Source organism: Microbacterium sp. SORGH_AS_0888, from assembly GCF_030818905.1.
Lineage (GTDB): Bacteria > Actinomycetota > Actinomycetes > Actinomycetales > Microbacteriaceae > Microbacterium.
In genome coordinates, this window is sequence record NZ_JAUTAZ010000001.1 from 2,470,004 (window position 1) to 2,491,129 (window position 21,126).

Here is a 21,126-nt window from a genome sequence, read left to right on the forward strand (position 1 = left end):
CGGAGCTCGATTCAGGGTCGGGGGAGGAAGGAGTCTGCGGGCTGCGTGCTGAGCGGCGCGAAGAGGTCGAGGCCCGCCTCGCGGGCGAGCTCGGACTGCTGCACGGTGTAGTCGAACTCCCGCTCGCGCAGCGTGATCTCCCGCTCGCGCAGGGCGAGCTCGCGCTCGCGCAGAGCATCCGAGGCGGCATCGGCCGGAGCGGTCGCGGAAGGAGGCGCCGGAGTCGAGGGCGTCGGGCGGGGCACGGAGACGACGTGCGTGCGGGGACGCCGCAGCGTGGTCCACAGGCCCCAGCCGATGAGCAGGCCGCCGACGGCGATCGCGACGAGCATCAAGTTGTCGCCGACCCACTGGCGTGCCCAGCCGACGCCGGGGACGCCGTAGAGGAAGGTGCCGCGCACCTGGCGCGGCGAGACGGGCTCGTCGACCGCGCTGTTGGCGTCGCCCTGGGTGAGCAGCCGGCAGGTGGTCCCGTCGTCGAACGTGCCGATGGTCTTGCCGACGACACGGTGCGTGATCAGGGTCGGGTCGTTGGGCTTCGGGAAGTACGTGACGATCGTGCCGATGGAGACGTCCTGGCAGACCGATGCCTCATCCGCGCCGCGCACGACGATGACGTCCCCCGGTGAGAAGGTGGGCTCCATGGAGCCGGACAGGACGGTGAGGGAGTCGCCGCCGAGCACGCGCGGCACGACGGCCAGCGCGAGGACGAGCGCGACGACGACGATCATGAGAGCCCAGGACACGGCGCGGCCGGCGATGCGCCAGGGGGAGTCGAACCAGTTCCGGTCGTTCTCCCGGCGGAGGCGTCGGATGCCGCGACGGTCCGTCGTGCGCGCCTCGCGGTGTGCCGTGTTCATGGTTGCTCCTTCCTGTGCCGTGGGGGATGGGATGGGCGCCGCATCCGGGACCGTGGCCTCGGATGCGGCGCCGCGGGATCAGCTGAACTGCTGACCGGCGTCGCGCACCTGCGACAGCTTCAGGGTGAGCGTGCCCAGCGTGTCCGCGAGGTTCACGTCGATGCGGTCGGTGACGGTGGTGTCGGTCGGCTGGTAGCGGAAGTCGCCGTCGAGGTCCTTGTAGAACGAGGCGTAGATGACGACGTTGAACTTCTCGGACGTCGTCGGCATGCCGAACACGGCCTTCTGCGCGGCGACGCCGTCGACGGCGGCGGCGGTGGAGCCGAGGATGCCGTTGGTGGCGTCGTCGAGGCCGGCGGCCTGACCGTTGGTCGTCGCGGCCAGGTACATCAGCGGCGCGTCCGCGCTCGTCGGCAGGGCCGTCTCGGTGACGAGCAGCTTGTCGCCGTAGTAGACCTCGTAGCTGTAGTTCATGCCGGAGATGTTCGACTCGAGGTCCTGCAGGCCGTCGAGGCCCAGGCGTGCGACGAGGTTGTCGCCGTCCAGCGTGACGGTCGTCTCGAACGACGCCGCCATCTTGTCGCCGGGCGCCACGCGCCACGTGGTGACGTCGTCGATCTTGTGGCCGAGCTGCGAGCCGTCGGTGGCCCCGACGATCTCGGTGGCGTCCGCGCGGTCGTTCGAGACATCCCAGAAGGACGTGTCGTGCAGCTGCGCGATGTTCAGGTCACCGGCGGTGATCGTGCCGCCCGAGAAGGTGTCGGAGGCCGACCACAGGGCAAAGGTCGAGCCACCGGCCAGCAGAGCGACGGCGCCGGCGGCGACCCAGAGGAGGCCACGGCGACGCTTCTTCTCTTCGGTGACGACGAGGATCTGGTCGTTGTTCGTCATGATTCTCTTGTTTCTCCTTGGTGTGCGAGCGCGGGATGGGCGGTGGCGTCGGCGCTCGTCGACGCCACCGAAGTGGGGGATCAGCCGCCGTGCGTCGTGCCGACGCTGGTGACCGTGGGGGACAGGGTGATCACGATGTCGGGCTCGCCGGTCGGATCGGGATAGAGGTCGGCGTTCCAGCCGACGTACCCGCGGGCGCGGGTGCCGTCCTCGCCTCGGCCCTCGGCGACCGCGCCGCTCAGGTACCGGCCGAGCATGTCGAGCGAGGGCGGGAAGCCCACGACGGCCTGCCAGTGCGCGATCGCGCTGGTCGCGCCGCCGTCCTCCGCGGTGCCGTTCACGGTGGCGTCGTTGCGGTAGAGGCCGTCGGGGGCGTTGTTCCACGACAGGGCGGCGCACCACTCCTGCTCCGTCTGCTCGGCCGCGAGCGCCGCTCCCGGCTCCTGCAGCACGACGCCGTCCCCGCCGAACACATAGACGTTGCGGGTCGTCTGGCCCTCGGGGGCCGACGGAGTCGCCGGGACGTCGGAGCAGTCGCCGCCGAGCGCGGCGCGGTAGACCTTGACCGTGGACTGGGCGAGCAGGGTCCCCGGCTTCGCGTGGCCGGAGGAGAGGTCGTAGGTCTCGTCCGGCGTGCGCTGCGAGCTCACGCTCACCCGATAGTCCATCCCGGCGATCCCGAGGGCTGCGCCGCGGGCGACGAACCGCCAGATCAGGGGCTCGGTGTCGTAGATCGAGCGCTGCGTCAGCTCGATCAGGCGCGACCCCGGCAGGGCGACGCTCACCGCTTCGCCCGCGTCGGACACGGCTGCGGAGTCGGACGCCCCGAACGGGTAGGCGCTGAACCCGACCGAGCCGACGGACATGTCCGCCACGGGCACGGTCATCGAGGAGCTCCAGAGCGCCTGCGCTGCGAGCGCGCCCGCCAGTGCGAGCGCGACCGCGGTGCCGCTCGCAGCGGCGTAGGCCGTCCTTCGTCTCATGGCTGTCCCCCTTGACCGGGATCGACGGCAGGGCGAACCTGCGCGAGCGAGATCGTGAAGTCGTCGAGCGACCACGACGCGGGGCCGGCCTGCGGCACGTCGCGCCAGAGGTAGTCGCCGCCGATATGGACCGTGACCACGACGTTCCAGCTCGCGACCGCGCCGCCGTCGGCGCCTTCCAGCCCCGCGACATCCGCGGGAGTGCCGAGCGGGGTCTCGGGCGGTGCCGGCGTCGTCGCGGCGGTGCTCTCGACCCGGTACGTCGCCGTGACGGCCCCGGATGCGAGCTCGCTCGAGAGCGCGACACCGGCGGCGACGGTGAGCTGCGCACGCAGGTTCTCGCCCCGGAGGGTGGTCTGGACGGGCACCACGACCTCCACCACATCGCCCGGCATCGAGGCGAACCCGCCGGGTCCGTCGGCGAGCTGTCCGGAGGCCGGCGCGGCGACCCCTTCCGTCACCTGTCGCCAGGTGCCCGCCCCGCGCACGATGTCGAGGTCGCCCGTCGAGATCGGGCCGCCGCTGAAGACGGCGGATGCGGACCACAAGGCGTACGTCCCTGCCCCGGCGCCGACGAGCAGCGCCGAGACCTGGAGCGCCGCGATCCACGCGATGCCCCGTCGGGTGAGCGGGCGCCGCGACCGACGTTCCCGGCGTGAGCCGGCGGCGTCGAGCGATGCGGCGCTCATCCGTTGCCGCCGACCGTCGTGTCGACGGGGATCAGCGTTCCGCACGCGGCGACCTGGGCGCTGGCCCCGATCTCGAGCCGATCGATCGTGCCGATGGCCCCGTTCGTCCCGAGGCGGTTGTCGGTGTCGGTGACGTTGACGTTCGAGAGGACCGTCGCCCAGTCGTCGGACGACGTGTTCGTGACGGTGTAGACGAAGCACACCGGCTGGCCGTCGGTCAGTCGCGCGCCGCTGAGCGCCTCGGTCCCCGTGGCGATGATCCGGTCGGGCGAGGACGTATCGGTGACGCCGGTGTAGGCGCGCTTGTCGATGCGAACCGCCGGATCCGTCGAGAACAGTCGCGCCGTCACGGGCATGATCACGAGTGCGTCGTAGTTCGTGTCGGCGGAGGCGAGCGTGGTGGAGATGACCACCGGCGTGTTGGAGGCCACGTCGCCGGCGGCGGCGGTGACCCGGACGTGCTCGGACGAGGTGGCGCCCACGGGGATCGTCGTCTGCGTGGCCGACAGTGACACCTGGTGCACCGTGCCCGCCGCATCCACGGCCGAGGTGAACGTCAGCGGCGCGGTGACCTCGGGCGCTCCGGCGCGGAGTCCGAACGCGTATTGCTGGCCGGAAGCGTCGCCGGTGACCAGGGTGAAGCCGGACGGACGCACGGTGACGGGGTTCTGGAACTCGATCGTCCGGTCGGCCCCCGATGCGGGAGCGCGGTTCGTGAGGCCGCCGACGCTGCGGACGGTCTCCGCCGGGATGTCGGCCGTCACCCGTGCCGAGTCGTCGACGCGGGCCACCACCGAGAACTCGCGGTTGGCCGTGCCGGCCACCGGCGTCACCGAGACGGTGCGCGGGTTCAGGCGCGTGCCGTCGATCGTGGCGTCGGTCTGCGCCGCGGTCATCCGAACCGCCGCGGTGGTGACGGACCCGGGGTCGAGAGGGAGCGTCGAGGACACGTGGAAGTGCAGGTCCCGCGCGAGCGTGGGGTCGTTCTGACCGGCGGTCTGGGTGACCGTGACCTCGGGGCGGCAGCTGCCGCTGAACCCGACGATCCTCGAGTACTGCGACGAGGCGCCGTCGGCCTGCGTCTGGAGACGGATGTAGCCGCCCGCCACTCCGGTGGTCGCGTCGACGATCGTCAGCCGCTGCGTGCCCCCGACCTCGGTCGTGGGGAACTCCTGCGGGCCGACGGGCAGCGCGATCTGGAGCGTGCCGGTGCTGCCGGTGAGGCCGCTCGCCCGGCCGAGGTACACCTCGGCCGACCGGTCGGCGGTCCAGTAGACGTCCAGGTCGGCGGGGCTGGCCGGGTAGGGCCCGGTCGACGGCGCGCGGACGGGGAGCGTCGCCAGGCACAGCTGGGTGCCGTCGGGCAGCGGCGAGACGGCGGGCACGGTGCCGGCCGGGGCATCCCCGCCGAGCACGGACGCGTCGTCGGTGGGGTACCAGGTGGTGATGCGACCGTTCGCGTTCAGCCCGTTGTTGACCAGCGTCGGGGCGCCGTTGCGGGTCTCCTCGTCGACGGCGGGCCGGGCCACGCTTCCGCTCCGCGAGCCGAAGGTGTTCTTCTCCACGGTGACCTTGCCCGTGTTGACGAGGTACACGGAGGAGCTGGTGTAGCCGTCGAAGTAGTTGCCGGATATCGAGAGGGATCCGGCGTCGCCGCTGGTCGTCGCGCCGTTCCAGGCGACGGCGTAGGGCTGGCCGCTGGTCGCCCGCACGAACTCGTTGCCGCTGATACGGTTCTGCCCCTGCAGAGGGCCGTACGGCAGCGTGATGAACGCGTTGTTGACGTCGCCGCCGGTGCCGCGGACGTTGATGAAGCTGTTGCCGGAGATGTCGATGTTCGACGCCCGCACGCTGTCGCCGTACGACGCGCTGACCGCGAACGGGAAGGCCACGCGGTCGGTGAGATTGGCGACGCTGGAGTTGATGAACGAGAAGCCGTTGAGGACGACGTTCTGATTGCGGGGGCTGAACTGCACCACATCCGTGCGGCATCCCGATCCATCGGTCGCGCTGCAGTTCCCGGTGTCCGCCGCGTAGGCGACGTTCACGTTGTCGATCGTGACGTTCTGGATCGGCGTGGCGTTCTGCGCGTTGACGTAGAAGATGCCGGTCGCGCCGGACCAGTGGTAGAAGCCCTGGATGCGGTAGTTGCGCACGGTGATGTTCTTGGCGCCTTCGCGGAACAGGACGAACCGCTCGGCGAAGTAGTTGCTGTCGGTCACCGTCGACCCGCCGTCGAGGAGGAAGCCGTCGGCGAGCGGACCCATGACGAGCGAGGTCTCGCCCGAGAAGATCTGCGTCATGTTGAGGAACGTCACGCCGCGCGCGTTGATGTGGAACAGCGCGTAGAGCGTGTCGGTGCTGGTGGTCACCGAGATGCGGTTCTTGAGGTCGATCGTGACCGGTGCCGTCACCTCGAAGTGGGCTCCGGCATCCTGGGCGGAGACGGCGGCGGAGCTCATCCGCGCGGCGTCGTTCGGGTTGACGTTGCCCTGCAGACCGTCGGCGACGGTGATCTGCACCGAACCCGTGGGGAGGTTGAGCGCGTTGGACTCCTGGATGGCAGCCAGCAGCGTGCACGTCCCGGCCGCCGTGCGGCAGGCGCCGTCGCCGGGCGTGACGTCCCGTGCCGCGGTCGTGCCGTCGAGCGAGTCGATGGCGAACGTGTGCGTCACCGCCTGGGCGCTCGTCGCGGCCACGAAGGATCCGAGTGCGACGGCGGCTGCCGTCGCGATCCCGATGGCCGCGCTGCGCCATCTGCGCCGCGGCCGTGCGCGGACCGCGCGGTCTTGCCGTCTCCTGCTGGGTCGATCCATCGCCGGCCTCCGTCGTGATGCGTATGTTTCCGGTCCTCAGCCTCCGAGCGTCGTAGCCGTCGACCTGACGGCCCGGCTGGGATCCCGTAGCCGGTGAGCGGAATCCGGGTAGCGCGTGGTGCGAGCTCGGTACTGGCTGCCGTCGGGCGTGCGCATCTCGTGTGACGGTTCGCAGGCTCCGACCGTGCGACGGCGCAACGGCGTCGGGGTGCGCGCCGAGATCGCCGCCCTCACCGCATCCGCCGTCTGTCCCACGCCTCCCGGCGGAGGCACCTGGGGCGCGCCCGGCCAGGGCTGACGTGCGTCGACCGGTGGCGTTGTCCACAGCCGTCGGTCTTCTCCGTCGCTCGCGGCTCAGGGGTGGAAAAGTGTGGGGATGGAGAACCGCGAAGAGGCCTCACTGAATCCGGATCCCGATGTCGTCGCCGAGATCGACCGCCTCGCCGCCGCGGCGAAGGCCGCGCCGGGGGATACGGTCGCGATGGCCGCACTGTGGCGCGCGGTGTACGGGCTCGAGCGCTGGATCTTCATCGCCCGCGGCACCCACGACGAGCCGTCGCCCTATGCGTTGTCCTTCGACGAGGGGCCCATGGTGCTGGCCTTCACGACGGCCGAGCGTGCGCAGGAGGCCGGCCGGCGGAACGGTCTGAGCGAGGAGGAGTCGTCGCTTCTGCTCAGCGTGCCGCTGCCGGGAGCGATCGAGTGGGCGGCCTCCCTCGCCGGGACCGGCATCACCGGGATCCTGTTCGACTACCCGGCGCCCGGCTACTTCGCGCCGCTCGGCAACCTGATCCCGATGCGCGATCACATGGCGAGGAACCCGGTGGGACCGCCCGCCGGGCCATCCACCGCCGGGTCATCCCCCGCCGGGCCATCCTCCGCGGCGGCGTCCGGTTCGGCGGCGATGGCGAGCGGTCCCGCGGCGGATGCCGCCCCCGCCGCCGAACGGCCCGATGCCTCAGGCGCCCCGGCCTCCGCGCCGGTGGTGCGCAGCGTCGTGCTGCTGCGCGACGCTCCGGCCGGCATGGGGGCCGTCGTCGGCTCGTTGATGCCGGACGCGGGAAGCAGGATCGGCGATGCGCCGCTGCCCCGGCTGACCGTCACGGTCAACGATGTGCCCGTGACGTTCGAGATCAGCACGGCGCCGATCGTCGCGCGACAGCTCGACTACGCGGTGAGCCAGTCGCCGCTGCGCGATCTGGTGCAGGAGGCCGTCGCGCAGCACACCGCCGCGCTCGTGCTCAGCGCCGCGTCGGACGGTGACGTGTTCCGGGCGAGCGAGCTGCTCGCCCACGTCACCGCGCACTACGCCCAGGAGCCGGGGGGCCTCGCCGTGTGGCTTCCCGACGCCGACCACGCCACGACCGCGGTCATGTACGCCGGCGAGGTCGCGCAGCGTCCCGCGCAGGTGTGGTTCCACACGATGGCCGCCCGGATGGACGAGTCCACGTCGCTGGCGCACACGATCGGGCTCGGCCACCTCGGCGGCGAGGAGGTTCAGCTGAGGGCGGCGGGTCTCACGCCCGCCGACGCCCACCGGGCGTTGCGAGGCGCGGTCGCGACGATCCTGGAGAAGCGCCGGTTCCCGGCGGCGGGGGACACGATCGAGCTCGGCGGCGCGACGTTCTCGCTGGTGCCGGCGGTCAGCGTCATCGGGGTGGGCGACGTGCTCGACGCGGTCCCCGCGTCCGCCGTGTCTCCCGCGGAGTCGCCGCAACGGGATGAGCCCGGAAGACCCGCCCGTCGCGGCTGGTTCGGGCGGGGATCCCGATGACGACGCACGTGCACGGCGGGGCGCTCGGCGACATCCCGGTCCGGACCGCAGCGGGCCGCGACGCCCGCTGGACGCATGACCTCGCCGACGGGTGTTCCGCGGGGCGCACGACGCTGGTGCGCTCGTCGCGGCGTGGGTCAGGATGGTGGGCATGACCGTCGTCGTCACCGAAGGAACCGCCGAGCGCCATCTCGTGTCGGAACGCTGCACTCTCACGATCCGGGTCTCGCGTGAGGCGCCCACGTCGGAGGTGGCGACCGCCGGTGCGTCGCAACGGGTGGTGGTGCTGGCCGAGCGTGCCACACGACTGCGGGAGTCGGGGCAGGCGACGTGGCATCAGGTGACGCCGGTGACCTCGTGGCTGCGGAAGTGGCGCGACGATCAGGGCAACCAGCACAGCGCCTGGGTCGCGGCCGCCGAGGTGCGGGTCAAGCTGTGCGAGCTCTCGCTGGTCGGCCGTCTCTCGAACGAGATGGCCGCGGAAGGCTACACGGTCACGACCTCGTGGGCGCTCACCGAGGCGACCCGCAAGAGCGTGCAGCGGGAGGTGCGCATCGAGGCCGTGCGCGCGGCGAGGGAGCGGGCCGAGGACTATGCCGCAGCGCTCGGCGGACACCTCGTCGACACTCTCGAGCTGTCGGATGCGGGGGAGGCCCTGAGCTTCGGCGGGATGCCGCGCGCTGCGGCGGCGGCGGGTGCGGGCGCAGCGGCGGCCGAGCAGGTGACGATCCCCGAGCAGACCGTGAGCGCCCGGATCACCGCCCGCTTCGACGTGCGCTGACGCGCGCCGGCGCGCTGAACGGGGGAGGTCGCTCATGGACACGCGGTGGCTCAGCGCACCGGAGGATGAGGTCATCCGCGCGATGGCCGAAGTGAAGGCGGCCGAGCGTCCGGCGTGGGTGCCGACCTGGCGCCGGGCGCTCATCCACATCAACGCGAGCCTCATCCTCTGGTACTGCTTCGTCATGTTCATGTCGCTCGGCATCCGTGTCGACGGCGTGGGCGACAACCACACGCGCCCGGAGGACTACCGCGACCTCGTCCTGATCCTCCTCGTCCTCGTCGCCTGGCTCGTCGCCAGCGTCTTCCTGGTGCGCTGGGCGACCAGTCCGCCATCCGGGCGTGAACGCGTCGCCGGGGGTCGGCAGGCGCTCACCGCCGCGGCGAACGGGTTCGAGCCTCGCCCGGGTGGTCCGCGCTTCCTCCGCCGGCTCACGGCTCAACGCGGCAGGGATGTCGTCGCCCACCCGCGGTTCGTCGGCGACGGCGCCGAGTTCGGCAACCTCGTCGTCCGCACCGGGCTGCACGGGCGTGTGGAGCACCGTCTCTACGTCGCCGTGACCCTCCCGGCTCCGCTCCCTCACCTCTACCTGGACGCGCTCGGCAACGGACGTGCTCCGCGCAACCTGCCGACCAGCGTCGACGCCTCCCAGCGGCTCTCGCTGGAAGGCGACTTCGACCTGTCGTTCGCCGCCCACGCTCCGCGCTCCTACGGAAGGGACGCGCTCTACGTGCTCACCCCGGACGTGATGGCCTCGCTCGTGGACGATGCCGCGGCCTTCGACGTCGAGATCGTGGACGACCGGATCGTGTTCACGGCGCCGCAGGGGGCCGACTTCTCCGACGCGTCCTCGTGGGAGGTCGTCGACATCCTCCTCCGGGGCCCGGTGCGCCGTGTCGCCCGGCGTGCCGCGCAGTACCGCGACGAACGCGTGGCGGGCCAGTCGCCGGAGGCGATCGCACGGGAGCTCCGGCAGGCGCAGCGCGAGAATCGCGTCCTGGTCTCGTCGGAGCGGGCGACGGTCGGTCCGGAGGGGCGCCGCCTGGCCACCGGTCCGCGCAGCAGAGGGGCCTGGCCCGCGCTGGCCCGGCTCGGCTGGGCGCTCGCGATCTTCGTGCTCTACATCGTTCCCGGCGTCTTCGCGTTCGTGGGGATCATGTCCGTCATCGACGACAAGTGACCCTGTCCGGCGGGCCTAGGTGTATTGACCTCGACCGTTGTTGATTCGGTCGATGGGGATGCCGCCGATGCCGAGGTGGTGTCTGTCTAGGTTGTAGTGATCGAGCCAGGTGGGCAAGGCTGCGGTGCGGTCGGTGTTCGAGTTCCATGGTCGGGCGTAGGCCCACTCGGTCGCGAGGGTTCGGTTGAGGCGTTCCACTTTCCCGTTGGTCCAGGGGCAGTGCGGGCGGATGAACTTCTGAGTGATTCCGTGCGCGTTGATCACGCCGCGGAATGCGGTGGAGTGACGGTAGGCGAACGCGTTGTCGCTGATGACCCGCTCGACCCTCACTCCGAGGGCGGCGTAGAACGCGACAGCGCGATCTAAGAACCCCGCGGCGGTGACACCCTTCTCGTCGTCGTGGACCTCGGCGTAAGCGACCCGGGAATGGTCATCGATGGCGGTGTGGACGTAGTCGTATCCGCTCTTCAGATGCGACGTCCGATGAACAGCGACGGTCTGGGTCGGATCCGCGCACCACCCGCCGCCGTCCGGGATCCTGCCGAGCGTCGACATGGATCAGCGAGCCGGGGTGGTCGTGCTCGTAGCGCGCCGCAGTGGCCCGCCTCGCGCGGATGATTCTGCCCGTGACGGGATCCAGCTCGCGATCAACGGGACTCGGTGGCGGTGCAGCACCCGCCCCACCGTCGACGCGTGCATGCCGAGTCTGCCCGCGATGAACACCGGGCCACGACGGCTGAGATGCCGAATGATCAACACCCGCGTCTCCACACATGGGGCCGTGCGACGAGGATGCGACGCGGCCACGCTGGACCGATCGATCAGCCCCGCCGGTCCGTCCTCCCGGAAGCGGCGCCACCACCGCCACGCCGCCGTGCGAGAGATCCCCATCTCCGCCGCAACATGCGAGACCGGGCGCCCAGATTGGATGCGCTGGACCATGATCAACCTGCCAGCCGGCGTCAGCCGGGCGTTAGCGTGGGACACGAGAGACCTCCGTGGACTCGAGGGAACCTAGACAACTCCAACTCGACCCCGGAGGTCTCTCCTACGTCAACAACGATCCGGGTCAGTACACCTAGCCGATTCCACAGGCCGGGGGCAAGAGCCGACGAGCCGACCGGCGGTTTCCTACTATGGGTACCCGGCTCACGCATTCCGGCCTCGCGTGGGTGCGTCGAAAGCGAGTGGAGTCGCCGTGTTCTCAGTCGTGCTTCCGTGGGTGGGCCTGAGCCTTGCGCTCGTTCTCGTCGTGGTGGGCGTCATCCTGCTCATCGTCTTCGTCCGGCGGATGCGGAGGGCCCGTGCGGCCGCGGCATCCCCGGCGGAGTCGCCGAAGACGGCTTTCGAGCCGAGCCCCGCCTATGCGCGGTACGACCCGTCGAACCCGCACTATCAGGACGGTCTGCAGTACGCCGACGGCCGATGGTGGCCGGTGCAGGTCTACGACGCGGAGTCCGGCCAGTGGTTCGTCCACGGCAAGACGGCCGACGGTGCGCCGACGGCGACGCCGGTCGGCGTCCCGGCGCGGGCCGCGCGGCGCGGCCCCTCCTTCCGTGGCGCTCTGGTCGGCGTCGTGGTGGCCGCGCTGCTGGTCGTGGCCGCCGTGCCTCTCGGGCTCTGGAGCGGCGCGCCGATCGTGGCGTCGGCTGCCGCGTCCGGCGGGCTGCCGACGCGGATCGTCGCCGAGTCCGCGCAGTACCGCTACACCGAGCCGACCACGATCACCGCGCGCCAGGCGTTGCGCTACGACTACCGGATCGACCCCGCTCCGTACTCCGAGCAGGCGTACGTGGACTACGTGGCCGACACGGCCCTCGTGGCCGCGTACTACGACGCCGACCTGTCGCAACTGGCCAACTACAGCCTGCGCAACGGCATCGGCGACTACTCGATCACGCTCGTGCCGAAGGATCTGCCGGTGAAGGACCTCGCCGGCAACGAGGTCTCCGGGGTCGCCGACGACCTGGGCGAGATCATGGCGGGCGGATCGTGGGTGGTCTCGGAGCTCTACCTCGTGCAGTACGCGGACCGCGACGGCACGCCCTACGACAAGCCGATCGTCACGCTCGCCACGGTTCAGCCCGATGCGGGGATGCCGGAGACCCCGCGCGTCGCATACCAGGTGGATGCCGACGGCTATCTGCAGATGACCTGGGCGCCGGTGGCCGGTGCGGTGGAGTACTTCCCCGTGATGACCACGATCACCGAGCGTGGTGCCAGCTTCGCGACCGCGGTCGGGCGCACCGCGGCGGACGCGACGTCATGGTCTTCTCGGGAGGGCGACGCCGGCGGCGTCGACTGCTACATCCCCGTCACGTACGCCAACGTCCACCAGAACTGCGCCCTCGCCGGCGGTTTCGGCGAGCAGAGCAGCGGGCGCTTCGCCGGCTACGGCGTCCTCGCCCGCTCGGCGGACGGAAAGGTGTCGTTCCTGGAGCGCACGGATGCGCGGACGATCGACCCCCTCGTCCCGGTCGCGGTCCGGACGGCGGTGTTCGACCTGCCGACGCCGTTCACCGGCAACCCCGAGGACGTCCCGACGACCAACGGCGTCACGACCCTCGCGGGGGTCGAAGCCGTCCTCCCCATCTCGTTCGACAGCGCTCGCGTCGAGGGCACGACGGGGATCATCCGTGCGAAGGTGCTCGGCACAGCGTCGACCGCCGAGTACCGTTTCGGGAACGTCGACGGCCGATGGGACGCGTTCGCCGAGGCCGCACGCCAGCGGATGGAGGCCGCGCTGCCCGCGTCGGGCGCCGTCACCACCTCGCTCATGAAGACGGTCGAGCACATCGACCCCGACGCCCCGATCGCCACGACCAAGCCCGATGTGCCCTACCCGCTCCCCGACGAGTTCGGCGCAGCGGGCCAGTACATCGCCGCGAACCTGGTCGCGGGCAACACGAGGATCGACCTCTCGGAGCAGTCGTCTCCGTACTCGATGTTCGATCTCGTCAACGCCGTCATCGCGCAGACCCCCTTCGGCCTCGTGCAGAGCTTCGACTTCGGCCGGGAGGGGGTGCGCGAGATCCTCGAGGTGACCTATCAGTACGCGCCCGACGAGGCCGCCTCGATCAGGCAGCAGATGCTCGACAAGGCGAAGGACGTCGTGGGACAGACCATCCACGACGGCATGAGCGATCGGGACAAGGCGCTCGCCCTCAACGACTGGATCACCGCGAACGCCGAGTACGACGACGCGGCCTACAACGCCTACATGATCGGCGCGGGCAACGCCGACACGCCCGAGTACACCTCCGCGTGGAGCCCCTCGGGGATCCTGCTGAAGGGCACGGCCGTCTGCGAAGGCTACGCCGAGGCCTACAAGCTCCTCTCGGATGTCGCGGGGCTGGACACGGTCTACGTGACGGGGATCGTCGGCGCGAACGGCCACGCGTGGAACAAGACGTTCATGGACGGGAAGTGGCAGGTCGTCGACACGACCTGGAACGACTCGGAGACCGGCCCCAACCAGCTGTTCGGCATCACCGACGAGGTCGCCTCGGAGCAGTTCGAGCACGGAATGCTCCGCAGCGGCTGGATGATCCCGACGCTCGTCGGCGACTACGCGGCGAACTGAGGCAGTCGACGCGAGAAAGCAACCTCCTGGCCGCGGTCGGTGGGAGTCCGTAGCGTTGACCCATGGCGCGTGACGACCTTCGGCCCGAGGACCTCTACACCGGCCCCATCGACCTTCCCGGCCTGGCCGCGATCGACGATCCCGAGGCCGAGCCCGAGGTCCCTGAGATCAGCTACGACGAGCAGCGCTATCCCGCGCGGCCGCGACGTCTGCGCCCGCGCGACAACTTCCGCAGCGGCAGCGTGCGCCGCATCACGACCGATCCGCGCAGCGCGACCGGCACGAACCCCTCCTACGTCGAGTGGCTCGTGCGCCAGTCGATGCTGAAGGACGCCGACGTCCTCGCGCGGCAGCTGTCCGGTCAGCCGGCCATGTGGCGCAACCCCTACGCGCGGCCCGACGCCCGTCGGGCCATCGCGACCAGCGACGTCTGGTTCACCGCCTACCCCATCTCGCTCATCACCAGACCCGGGCAGTCGTTCCTCGCCGCGCTGGGCGACGAGGAGCTGTGGTCGGCGTTCGAGCGCATCGGGATCACCGCGATCCACACCGGGCCGGTCAAGCGTGCCGGCGGAATCGCCGGCTGGGTCGAGACGCCCAGCGTCGACGGGCACTTCGACCGCATCAGCACGGAGATCGATCCCGCGTTCGGCACGGAGGACGAGTTCCGTGCCCTGTGCGACACCGCCGACGTGCACGGCGGCAGCGTGATCGACGACATCGTCCCCGGCCACACCGGCAAGGGTGCCGACTTCCGCCTCGCCGAGATGGGGTACAAGGACTACCCCGGCATCTACCACATGGTCGAGATCCAGCCCGAGGACTGGGCGCTGCTGCCCGACGTCCCTTCGGAGGTCGACAGCGTCAATCTCGACCCGGCGACGGAGCACGAGCTCGCGGAACGCGGCTACATCATCGGCGCCCTGCAGCGCGTGATCTTCTACACACCCGGCGTCAAGGAGACCAACTGGAGTGCGACGGCACCCGTGACGGGTCCCGACGGTGTGACGCGACGGTGGGTCTACCTCCACTACTTCAAGCAGGGACAGCCCTCGATCAACTGGCTCGACCCGACCTTCGCGGGCATGCGGCTCGTGATCGGGGATGCGTTGCACTCGCTCGGCGAGCTCGGGTCCAGCGCCCTGCGGCTCGACGCGAACGGCTTCCTCGGCGTGGAGAAGAGCGCGGAGGGGCTTCCCGCCTGGTCGGAGGGCCATCCGCTCTCGCACGCGGCCAACCACATCATCGCCGGCATGGTCCGCAAGGTCGGCGGCTTCACGTTCCAGGAGCTCAACCTCACGATCGAGGACATCCGCGACACCGGCGCGGTGGGCGCCGACCTCTCCTACGACTTCGTCGGGCGACCCGGCTACCAGCACGCCCTCGCCACGGGTCAGACCGAGTTCCTCCGGCTCGCGCTCACGACCTCGCTCGAGCTGAGCGTGGAGCCCGTCCAGCTCGTGCACGGCCTCCAGAACCACGACGAGCTCACGTACGAGCTCGTGCACTGGGCCACGCGGCACGGCGAGGACACCTACGCGTTCCGTGGACGCGAGGTCTCCGGCGCCGAGCTCGCCGAGATCGTCCGTGCCGATCTCACGACCGCGCTGACGGGACTGGCCGACTACAACCGCGTCTTCACGCAGAACGGGATCGCCTGCACGTCGACCTCGCTCATCGCCGCGACCCGCGGCATCGGGCGTCTCGACGACATCGTGGATGCCGACATCCCCGCGATCCGCGACGCCCACCTGCTGCTGTGCGCCTACAACGCGTGGCAGCCCGGAGTCTTCGCGCTGTCCGGGTGGGATCTCGTGGGCATGCTCACGGTGCCGGCCGGGCAGGTCGCCGACCTCATCGCCGCGGGCGACAGCCGATGGATCGAGCGGGGCGCGCACGATCTGTTGGATGCCGACCCTTCGGCGACCCGCTCCGCGGCCGGGATGCCGCGCGGCCGCTCCCTGTACGGCGCGCTTCCCGCACAGCTGGAGGACCCGGACTCGTTCGCCTCGAGGCTGGCCGACATCCTCGACCTGCGGCGCGCGCACGGGATCGCGACGGCGACGCAGGTCGACATCCCGAGTGTGGCGCACCCGGGGATGCTCGTGCTGGTGCATCGGCTCGACGACGGCGAGGCGGAGCGCGACGCGCCGATGCAGGTGACGGTGCTGAACTTCTCGCCGGAGCCGATCGAAGGCACCGTGCGATCGAAGCAGCTCGTGCCGCAGAGCGACGTCGTGGATGCGGCGTCCGGAGAGACGATCGGCCGCGTCGACGACCTGCAGAGCTTCTCGGTGTCGCTGCCGTCGTACGGGGCGCTGTTCCTGCTGCTCACGCCCGCTGAGCCCGCAGCGGACTGATCCCGCCCCTGTCCGGCGTGTGCGCTCAGGCCAACGCCGCGTCGATCCCGGCAAGGGGCACGGCCAGCCAGTCCGGGCGGTTGCGGGCCTCGTAGATCGACTCGTACACGGCTTTGTCGAGCACGAGCGCCCGCAGCAGCACGGGGTCGAGCGGCGCCGCGCCGGCGCTGGCGGAGTAGGACTCGAGGAAGGCGCTGCGGCAGGCCGCGGCCCACGCGGCCGCGGCCGGTCCAGCCCCGACGGCGCCCGCGTAGTCGAACGACCGCAGCATCCCCGCGACGTCGCGGGGAGGCAGGTCGGGGATCGCGCGCTCGTGCATCGGACGAAGCGGTTCGCCCTCGAAGTCGACGAGCCGCCAGCCGCCGTGGGGCACGGCCAGCACCTGGCCCAGATGCAGGTCGCCGTGGATGCGTTGCAGCCGTGGCCACGGTCGCTCGAGCGCGGCGCGGTAGACCGCGTCGATCGTCGTGAGCCGCGCGGCCACCGCGGGCACCTCGCTCGCCGCGATCTCGAGGCGGCGGCGCCAGACCGCCTGCGTCGCCGCGACCTCGGCGGGACCGGCGTCGGCCGTCTCGAGTGCGGCGCGCAGAGCGCCGTGCACCCCCGCGACGGCGATGCCGAGGTCGCGGGCGGCGTCGGTGAAGTCGCGCTGCTCGGCGGCGGCTTCCAGGGCGACCGCCCACCCGTCCCGCACCCCGCGCAGGAACTCCTGCGCGAATCCCACGGTCCCCCGGGCGACGCCCCCGGCGCGGCCGGCGTCCGGCCACTCGGCCTCGAGGCCGCCGAGGAACCGCGGGACGAACGGCGATCCCGCATCGCTCAGCACCCGCTGCACCGTCACGTCGGGATTCTCACCATGGTGCAGCGTACGGAACAGCTTGAGGATCATGGTGGGCTCGCCGTCCTCCTCGTACACGATCGAGGTGTTGGACTGCTCGCCGGTGAGAACGCGGGAGCCGCTCACGCGTGAGACGTCGACGCCCATCTGGGCGAGCGTGCCGATCGTGAACGCGGGCTGCCGGGTCGCTTCCACGAGGATGCCGTCGGTCACCGCGGCGACGGCGTCGTCGCCCGGCTCGACGGCCGGCACGGTGGCCAGCGGCACCTGATACAGCGTCGGTGGTGCGCCCGCGTCATCCATGATCAGATAGCGTGTCGCGCCGGGCGCCGACTGCGCGTCGAGGAGGCGGAACCGCGGCCGGTGGCTCTTGCCCGCGTACCACCGTTGCCGCGCCATCCAGGCGCCGATGTCGTCGATCAACTGCACACTTCACCCTGGCGCGCCGGGGGCCGTGAGGGAAGGGGCTTGCCAGGCGACCTCCCCGCGGCACCGGGGTACGGCTCGACCGCCGGTGCGGGGCGCCCCCCGTCAGACGGGCGGACCATCGTGCCCCGACGGGGTGGGCAGGCTCGCCTCCTTCACGGTCGAGGAGGCTCCGCGTTGCGATTAGGTGAGATGTATGATGTACTTGCGATCGCCGTCATCCGACGGCCTTTGTCGTCAACGACGCCGACCAGAAAAGGACGCGCAATGGCATCACAGCACCGACGCTCTCGTCATCTGACCCGCCTCATCGCTCTCGCAGCCACGGGAATCGCCGCCGCAGGCATGCTCTCGGCCTGCTCCGGGGGTGGCACCTCGGGAAACTCGCAGTACGGGTTCGATGCCGTCGAGCAGGACGCGACGGCCCCCATCACCGTCTGGGTCGACTCGTCGCGCGAGCCTATCGCCAACGCCTTCAAGGCCGCCAACCCCGACCTCACCGTCAACATCGAGACCTACGACGGGAACTCCGGCGGCAGCGACTCCTTCAAGACCAAGATCGCGCTGTTCGACCAGTCCGGCTCCGGCTGGCCCGACGTCGTGTTCTCCACCCAGCAGAACGACACCTCCTGGGCGAGCAAGTCGACCAACGGCGCCCAGCCGTTCGCGGCGGTGCTCAACAAGGGACTCCTCTCCGACGACTTCCTGAACGGCTTCACCAAGGGGGCCAACGACCCGATGACGGTCGACGGCAACGTCTACGGGGTCCGCAACGACCTCGCGCCCGTCGTGTACTGGTACAACGACACGCTCATGAAGCAGTTCGGCTACGAGATCCCCCAGACGTGGGAGGACTACCAGGCGCTCAGCGACAAGGTCGCCGCGGAACACCCGGGCTACATCCTCGGGTCGGTCGGCGACTCGTTCCAGGGGCCCTACATCTACTACTGGGGCGCTCAGGCTCCGATCTTCCAGGTGAGCGGTGACACGTTCACGAGCAACTTCTCCGACCCGAACTCGGAGAAGGCGACGAAGCTCATCGACCACATGCTGGCCAACAAGACGCTCGTCAACGACAGCGTCTTCGGGGCTGACTTCGTGCAGAAGTACGGCGACAAGGTCCTCGGCATGCCGGGGCCGGCGTGGTACTCCGGTGCCCTGTTCCAGAACAAGGACAGCCTGAACGCGCAGACCGGCACGATCGGCGCCTCCGACCCCCTGTACTGGGAGGGCTCGGACAAGGTCACGGGCAACGTCGGCGGCGGCGTCTGGTACGGCTCCAGCCACTCCAAGAACCTCGCCGCGGTGGCGAAGCTCCTGCAGTACGTCACGAGCTCCGACGACGCGGTCAAGCTGGCTGCCGGCCTGCCCGCCTACCAGTCCGCGGCCGATGCGTGGCTCACCGAGCAGGCGAGCTCCGGCTTCTACGTGGGCGATATCAAGTCCGCGCTGTCGACGGCCGCGGGGAGCGTCTGGAGCGGATGGGGCTACCCCTCGTTCAGCCCCGAGACCGCCTACGCTTCGATCGTGATCCCGGGCATCTCGGCCGGCAAGACCCAGGCCGACCTGGTCCCGGCGCTCCAGAAGGAGTACCAGAACCAGGCCCAGGTCCAGGGGTACACGGTCAAGTAGTTCCCGTTCCACGCGGATGCCGAGACATCCGCCGCGAGCAAAGGAAAGATCATCTCCACCTCCCTCACCGCTCCCGCCGCCGTGTCGGCCTCTTCCGAGGTCGAGCGGCGGCGGGGGCCCCGTTCCCCCGTCCGACGTCGCCCCGACCGTTCGCAGAGCAGGATCGGCTACGCCTTCATCTCGGGATACACGATCCTGCTGCTCGCGTTCGGGATCTTCCCGACGCTGTACGCCGTCTACCTCTCCTTCACCAAGGACGGCTCCTTCGCCGGCGTGCAGAACTTCGTCAAGGTCTTCGGCGACTACCGCTTCCTCCCCGCGGTCGGCCACGTGGCGATCTACCTCGTCTTCTACCTGGTGTCGCTGCTGGTCTTCGTCGTCCTGCTGGCCCTCCTCGTGCACGGCCTGGGCCGGCGCTGGCTCTCCACGAGCTACCGGTTCGTGTACTACATCCCCGGTGCGCTGGCGGGCGCGTCCAGCGTCATGCTCTGGCTGTTCCTCCTCGACCCCACGGTCAGTCCCGTCGCCTTCGTCCTGCGCTGGTTCGGCTTCGAGAACTTCGTGCAGACCGTGTCGGTCGACAACCTGCCGATCATCTTCACGATCATCGCCTTCTGGACCGGTGCGGGCGGGTGGATCGTCATCATGTACGGCGCGCTGAACAACATCTCCGAGGACGTGCTGGAGGCCGCTCGCATCGACGGTGCCGGCCCCGTGATGACGGCGCTGCACATCCAGATCCCGCTCCTGCGCAAGTGGATCTCCTACATGGCCGTCATGTCGCTGGCGGCGGGAACGCAGCTCTTCGTCGAGCCGCGCGTTCTCTCGCAGGCATCGAAGGGCGTCGTCCCGCCCGACTACTCCATCAACCAGCTCGCGTACCTGTACGCGTTCCGCCAGGGCGATTTCAACGGCTCCGCCGCGATCTCGCTCCTGCTCCTGCTCGTCGCGGGCGCATTGTCGGCGGTCTTCGTCTTCCGAGGGGGACTCTTTGAGCGCGACTAACCTCGACGTCCGCGCGCCGCGCCGTACCCGAGCCGCCGTGTCGCCGGCGCAGTGGATGAACCGGGCGCTCGTCACCGTCATCCTGATCTTCTTCGTGCTGTTCTTCGCGGTCCCGATCGTCTGGCTGCTCCTGGCGCCCACGAAGACGCCCCGCCAGCTCCTGCTCGACGGGCCGTTCAGCTTCGGCGCCTTCGACACGCTCGCCAGCAACTGGAACGAGCTGATGCAGTTCCAGGGCGGCATCGTCTGGACCTGGATCGGCAACTCGGTGCTGTACACGGGACTCGCGCTCGTGGTGACGCTCGTCGTGACCATCCCTGCCGGCTACGCGCTCGCGCTCACCGAGTTCCGCCTGCGCAAGGCGCTGCTGGTCGTCACGCTCATCGTCATGCTCATCCCGAGCACCGCGCTCGTGCTGCCGATCTTCCTCGAGATGTCGGCGCTCAAGCTCGTCGGCAGTCCGCTCGCGGTGATCCTGCCGTTCTCGTTCTTCCCGTTCGGGGTGTATCTCACCTACATCTACTTCTCCACGAGCGTGTCGAAGGACCTTTTGAACGCGGCTCGCATCGACGGTGCGGGGGAGTGGCGTGTCTTCGCCCGCATCGCGATGCCGCTGGCCACCCCGGTCATCGCGCTGGTCGGGTTCTTCAACCTCGTGGGCAACTGGAACAACTACTTCCTTCCCTTCGTGATGGCACCCGGGCGCAAGGCGCCCATCCAGGTGGGACTCGCCGAGCTCCTGTCCAACGTGCCGCTGTTCAATCCGACGAGCGGGGCGTCGATCACCATCTCGCTGCCCGTGCTGGCGCTCGCGACCCTCGTGTCCGTCGCCCCCGTGCTGGTGATCTTCCTCTTCTCGCAACGGTTCCTCGTGTCCGGCATGACGGCGGGCGGGACGAAGGAATGAGCGACGCCGCGCCCGCCGTTCGGCGCTTCGGCATGGCCGCCCGCCTGGTGCCGGAGAAGCGCGCCGAGTATCTGGAGCTGCACGCGAACGTCTGGCCGCACATCGAGGAGATGAACGCGCGGTGCGGCATCCGGAACTTCACGATCTTCGTGCTCGAGGATGTCATCCTCGGCTACTACGAGTACGTCGGGGACGACTACGAGGCCGATCAGGCGCTCATGGCCGAGGACCCGATCTGCCAGAAGTGGTGGTCCTACACGGCGCCGTGTCAGCTCCCGTTCCGCGACGGCTCTGACAGCCCGAACTGGGAGCAGTTCGCCGAGGTCTGGCACCAGGACTGAGCGAGCGGGTCGGACTCCCCCGCGGGAACGCGCACCGGCTCGTGCGCCAGGCATGCGACG

The 21,126-nt window shown here is 70.2% G+C and carries 15 protein-coding genes and 1 pseudogene; 9 read left to right on the forward strand and 7 right to left on the reverse strand.

The window, feature by feature from the left end; all coding sequences use genetic code 11:
- Positions 1-11 precede the first annotated feature (11 nt).
- From QE381_RS12055 to QE381_RS12075, 5 genes are all read right to left on the reverse strand, one after another.
- Positions 12-860 carry a signal peptidase I gene (locus QE381_RS12055; RefSeq protein WP_307218476.1) on the reverse strand — a complete coding sequence of 283 codons (849 nt, stop codon included), beginning with the start codon at positions 858-860 and terminating at the stop codon, positions 12-14.
- A 78-nt stretch (positions 861-938) separates the two neighbouring features.
- Positions 939-1,751 (reverse strand): alternate-type signal peptide domain-containing protein, encoded by an 813-nt coding sequence (locus tag QE381_RS12060; RefSeq protein WP_307218477.1) that lies wholly within the window; start codon positions 1,749-1,751, stop codon positions 939-941.
- Between the two features lie 80 nt (positions 1,752-1,831).
- A complete protein-coding gene (locus QE381_RS12065) occupies positions 1,832-2,734 on the reverse strand; it encodes a hypothetical protein (RefSeq protein WP_307218478.1) in 903 nt (300 codons plus the stop codon).
- Positions 2,731-3,423 (reverse strand): alternate-type signal peptide domain-containing protein, encoded by a 693-nt coding sequence (locus tag QE381_RS12070; RefSeq protein WP_307218480.1) that lies wholly within the window; start codon positions 3,421-3,423, stop codon positions 2,731-2,733. The genes QE381_RS12065 and QE381_RS12070 overlap by 4 nt, the downstream gene beginning before the upstream one ends.
- Positions 3,420-6,239, reverse strand: coding sequence for a hypothetical protein (locus QE381_RS12075; RefSeq protein ID WP_307218481.1), 2,820 nt, complete (start codon positions 6,237-6,239; stop codon positions 3,420-3,422). Before QE381_RS12075 ends, QE381_RS12070 begins: the two co-directional genes overlap by 4 nt.
- Before the next feature lie 376 nt (positions 6,240-6,615).
- On the opposite strand from QE381_RS12075, the gene QE381_RS12080 reads away from it, so the two are divergent.
- The 3 genes from QE381_RS12080 (at position 6,616) to QE381_RS12090 (ending at position 9,974) form a co-directional block, all read left to right on the forward strand.
- On the forward strand, positions 6,616-8,013 hold the full coding sequence (locus tag QE381_RS12080; protein WP_307218482.1) for a hypothetical protein: 1,398 nt from the start codon (positions 6,616-6,618) through the stop codon (positions 8,011-8,013).
- A gap of 151 nt (positions 8,014-8,164) precedes the next feature.
- A complete protein-coding gene (locus QE381_RS12085) occupies positions 8,165-8,794 on the forward strand; it encodes an SIMPL domain-containing protein (protein WP_307218484.1) in 630 nt (209 codons plus the stop codon).
- Between the two features lie 34 nt (positions 8,795-8,828).
- Complete coding sequence (locus tag QE381_RS12090; protein WP_307218486.1) at positions 8,829-9,974, forward strand: hypothetical protein; 1,146 nt, start codon at positions 8,829-8,831, stop codon at positions 9,972-9,974.
- 15 nt (positions 9,975-9,989) lie between these two features.
- Here QE381_RS12090 and QE381_RS12095 read toward each other — a convergent pair.
- Positions 9,990-10,961: pseudogene (locus QE381_RS12095) on the reverse strand (IS481 family transposase).
- Positions 10,962-11,172: 211 nt separating this feature from the next.
- Between QE381_RS12095 and QE381_RS12100 the strand changes: the two are divergent.
- Entirely contained in the window at positions 11,173-13,557 is a 2,385-nt protein-coding gene (locus tag QE381_RS12100) for a transglutaminase domain-containing protein (protein ID WP_307218487.1), read from the forward strand.
- 62 nt (positions 13,558-13,619) lie between these two features.
- A complete protein-coding gene (gene treS / locus QE381_RS12105; protein WP_307218489.1) occupies positions 13,620-15,917 on the forward strand; it encodes a maltose alpha-D-glucosyltransferase in 2,298 nt (765 codons plus the stop codon).
- Positions 15,918-15,942: 25 nt separating this feature from the next.
- On the opposite strand, the gene QE381_RS12110 is transcribed toward treS, so the two are convergent.
- Entirely contained in the window at positions 15,943-17,184 is a 1,242-nt protein-coding gene (locus tag QE381_RS12110; protein ID WP_307218491.1) for a phosphotransferase, read from the reverse strand.
- A 264-nt stretch (positions 17,185-17,448) separates the two neighbouring features.
- On the opposite strand from QE381_RS12110, the gene QE381_RS12115 reads away from it, so the two are divergent.
- From QE381_RS12115 to QE381_RS12130, 4 genes are all read left to right on the forward strand, one after another.
- On the forward strand, positions 17,449-18,813 hold the full coding sequence (locus QE381_RS12115; RefSeq protein WP_307218493.1) for an ABC transporter substrate-binding protein: 1,365 nt from the start codon (positions 17,449-17,451) through the stop codon (positions 18,811-18,813).
- An 81-nt stretch (positions 18,814-18,894) separates the two neighbouring features.
- A complete protein-coding gene (locus tag QE381_RS12120; protein ID WP_307218495.1) occupies positions 18,895-19,818 on the forward strand; it encodes a carbohydrate ABC transporter permease in 924 nt (307 codons plus the stop codon).
- The gene (locus tag QE381_RS12125) at positions 19,805-20,725 is read left to right on the forward strand and encodes a carbohydrate ABC transporter permease (protein WP_307218497.1); all 921 of its coding nucleotides are present in this window, start codon (positions 19,805-19,807) and stop codon (positions 20,723-20,725) included. The genes QE381_RS12120 and QE381_RS12125 overlap by 14 nt, the downstream gene beginning before the upstream one ends.
- Entirely contained in the window at positions 20,722-21,066 is a 345-nt protein-coding gene (locus QE381_RS12130; protein ID WP_307218499.1) for an L-rhamnose mutarotase, read from the forward strand. Before QE381_RS12125 ends, QE381_RS12130 begins: the two co-directional genes overlap by 4 nt.
- Positions 21,067-21,126: the final 60 nt, after the last annotated feature.

Bases quoted from the DNA above. Each gene is read 5' to 3' on its own strand.
- QE381_RS12055 (WP_307218476.1), bottom strand. From the start codon at position 860: ATGAACACGGCACACCGCGAGGCGCGCACGACGGACCGTCGCGGCATC.
- QE381_RS12060 (WP_307218477.1), bottom strand. From the start codon at position 1,751: ATGACGAACAACGACCAGATCCTCGTCGTCACCGAAGAGAAGAAGCGT.
- QE381_RS12065 (WP_307218478.1), bottom strand. From the start codon at position 2,734: ATGAGACGAAGGACGGCCTACGCCGCTGCGAGCGGCACCGCGGTCGCG.
- QE381_RS12070 (WP_307218480.1), bottom strand. From the start codon at position 3,423: ATGAGCGCCGCATCGCTCGACGCCGCCGGCTCACGCCGGGAACGTCGG.
- QE381_RS12075 (WP_307218481.1), bottom strand. From the start codon at position 6,239: ATGGATCGACCCAGCAGGAGACGGCAAGACCGCGCGGTCCGCGCACGG.
- QE381_RS12080 (WP_307218482.1), top strand. From the start codon at position 6,616: ATGGAGAACCGCGAAGAGGCCTCACTGAATCCGGATCCCGATGTCGTC.
- QE381_RS12085 (WP_307218484.1), top strand. From the start codon at position 8,165: ATGACCGTCGTCGTCACCGAAGGAACCGCCGAGCGCCATCTCGTGTCG.
- QE381_RS12090 (WP_307218486.1), top strand. From the start codon at position 8,829: ATGGACACGCGGTGGCTCAGCGCACCGGAGGATGAGGTCATCCGCGCG.
- treS (WP_307218489.1), top strand. From the start codon at position 13,620: ATGGCGCGTGACGACCTTCGGCCCGAGGACCTCTACACCGGCCCCATC.
- QE381_RS12115 (WP_307218493.1), top strand. From the start codon at position 17,449: ATGGCATCACAGCACCGACGCTCTCGTCATCTGACCCGCCTCATCGCT.
- QE381_RS12130 (WP_307218499.1), top strand. From the start codon at position 20,722: ATGAGCGACGCCGCGCCCGCCGTTCGGCGCTTCGGCATGGCCGCCCGC.